Raw genomic sequence first — 1,887 nt, forward strand, 5'->3', positions numbered from 1 at the left:
GCATTGTACTGCGTGATTTTGGCCGTAATCTTGATGCGTTTAACCAGCTACCGGCCGAGGAGATCGACTATATGATCCTCGCCAGTGAGCTGGTCGCCAATGTGCACCGCAATCTGATGGACGAAATGATGGTGTCGATCATTCACGGCCACGCCCAGCGCCTGGGGATCAGCACCCTTGCCGGGCCCGTCGAACTGCCGGGCGCGCTGAATACGCTGTCTGGCATTGGGATTGATGTCGTCTGGGGCGAGGTGATTGCGCCACGCCAGCCGCTATCGACACTGCTGCTCAACAGCTACTTTGCGATAAAATAACCCCCTCACCGCCACGCCGATGTTATTGCCAGCTGGGCTGACGCAGACAGGACTCACTGACCCAGCGCCGGACTTGACTGTCCTGCACCGAATCAGTCAACAGCTGTGCGCTGGCCGACATCAACGGACCACAGGGCAATCCTGCCTTGCGCATAACGGCCAGCGTCTCGGGCCCATCTTCATAACGAAACACCGCCAGCATCTGTTGAGGCGATAAGGTCACTCCCTGAGCGATCGCACTGGCCAGCACCTGCTGTAACACGCTGGGTGACTCTTCACGGAAACGCCAGTTGCCACGGGATTCATCAATCAATGTATTGGTCATTGCCCCCTTCCCGTCGCGTGGAGAAGGTTCCTGGTAGTGATCCCAGACGATTAATTTGCTGTTCAGCAGCGCGGTGCGGGTGGCTGGCGGGGCATATTTGATCATCCACGCCATCAGGTTCAGGTGGCGTCCCTCACCATCAGACAACGTTTGTTCCAGCTGTGACGGCTGCTCACGCAGCGCGGCCATCAGCGTCTGTGTGTCCTCATTGAGCGCCAGCAGTGCCAGCCGCCAGAGCCCTTCCGGCGCAGGCAGATACCTCAGTAAGAAGTTCGCACTCTGACCGTTGCCGTCAAAAATCGCACGGGTCAGGTAAGAAGCGGCGCGCTTGTCACGCGGATGGATCCAGTCCGGGCGTGCCGCCAGTAACAAGGCCATGCTGTCATAAAACTGCTGCTGCTCTGCCTCTCCCGCTGGCGGGTCCAGGCGCAGATCGCGCAGCGGGTCGTAATCAAAGGATAATGACTGGATTTGCGCCGGGGTGAGCACCGACAGGAACAGTTTCAGCGCCACCGTATTATGGCTTTCGATGGCATTGCTTAACACGCTATAGCCATTTTCACCTTTATCCAGCGGCGAGAGGCCACGCCGGATAAAGTAGCGCAGCGTCTGTTCCGGATACGCTTTTGCCGCCGCCCGATAGAACAGCTCGCGCGCACTCTCCTCCGAAAGTCTGTCCAGCTGCGAGCGGGCCCCCTGCTCCAGGAGTACCAAATTATGCTGCATCTGCTGTTCGTGGCGTTTCCAGGCCATCGTGCGTTGATTGGAGGGATTAAAATAGAAGGCGGCGGCCAGGACAATAAACAGCAGCCAGCCGGTCACCAGCGCCTGGATGGGCGGTGTGCCGCGGCGCTGCCAGCGCGCCAGAAACAGCGTTAGCCAGGCCACCAGCGTCACCAGCCATTGCAGAATATCGCGGGAAAACTCCACCGTAGACATGCCACCCGGCCAGAGCAACAGTGCGCCAATCAGTATCTGTGGCAGCACCATCGCCAGCAGAACCCAGCGCGGTCGGATATGTTGACTACGGATCAGCAACATCAGCGCAGTGATCCCCAGCATCAATGGCGACAGCATTAACCCCAGCAGTAATATCAGTACAGACCAGTCCATTTATTTCTCCCTGCCCCCGCGGCCAAATGGCAAGGCGGTGATGCCGTGTGAAGGGCGTGATTCTATACAAAGCAGACAGATATACCCAAAATAATTCGAGTCCCCGCGTGGGGCCTCATCTTGCCGCTTGCGCCG

At 58.3% G+C, this 1,887-nt stretch carries 2 protein-coding genes; one reads left to right on the top strand and one right to left on the bottom strand.

Annotated features, from left to right (window positions below):
- A partial coding sequence (locus tag WH277_RS00350; protein ID WP_339503692.1) for an EAL domain-containing protein occupies positions 1–314 on the top strand: 314 nt, incomplete at its 5' end.
- A 22-nt stretch (positions 315–336) separates the two neighbouring features.
- On the opposite strand, the gene WH277_RS00355 is transcribed toward WH277_RS00350, so the two are convergent.
- Complete coding sequence (locus WH277_RS00355) at positions 337–1,752, bottom strand: hypothetical protein (RefSeq protein WP_339458104.1); 1,416 nt, start codon at positions 1,750–1,752, stop codon at positions 337–339.
- Between the last annotated feature and the right edge of the window lie 135 nt (positions 1,753–1,887).

Source organism: Erwinia sp. MYb416, assembly GCF_037479575.1.
Classification (GTDB): domain Bacteria; phylum Pseudomonadota; class Gammaproteobacteria; order Enterobacterales; family Enterobacteriaceae; genus Erwinia; species Erwinia rhapontici.

What these genes read in the sequence shown, in the direction of transcription:
- WH277_RS00355 (WP_339458104.1), bottom strand. Translation starts at nt 1,752, where the DNA reads ATGGACTGGTCTGTACTGATATTACTGCTGGGGTTAATGCTGTCGCCA.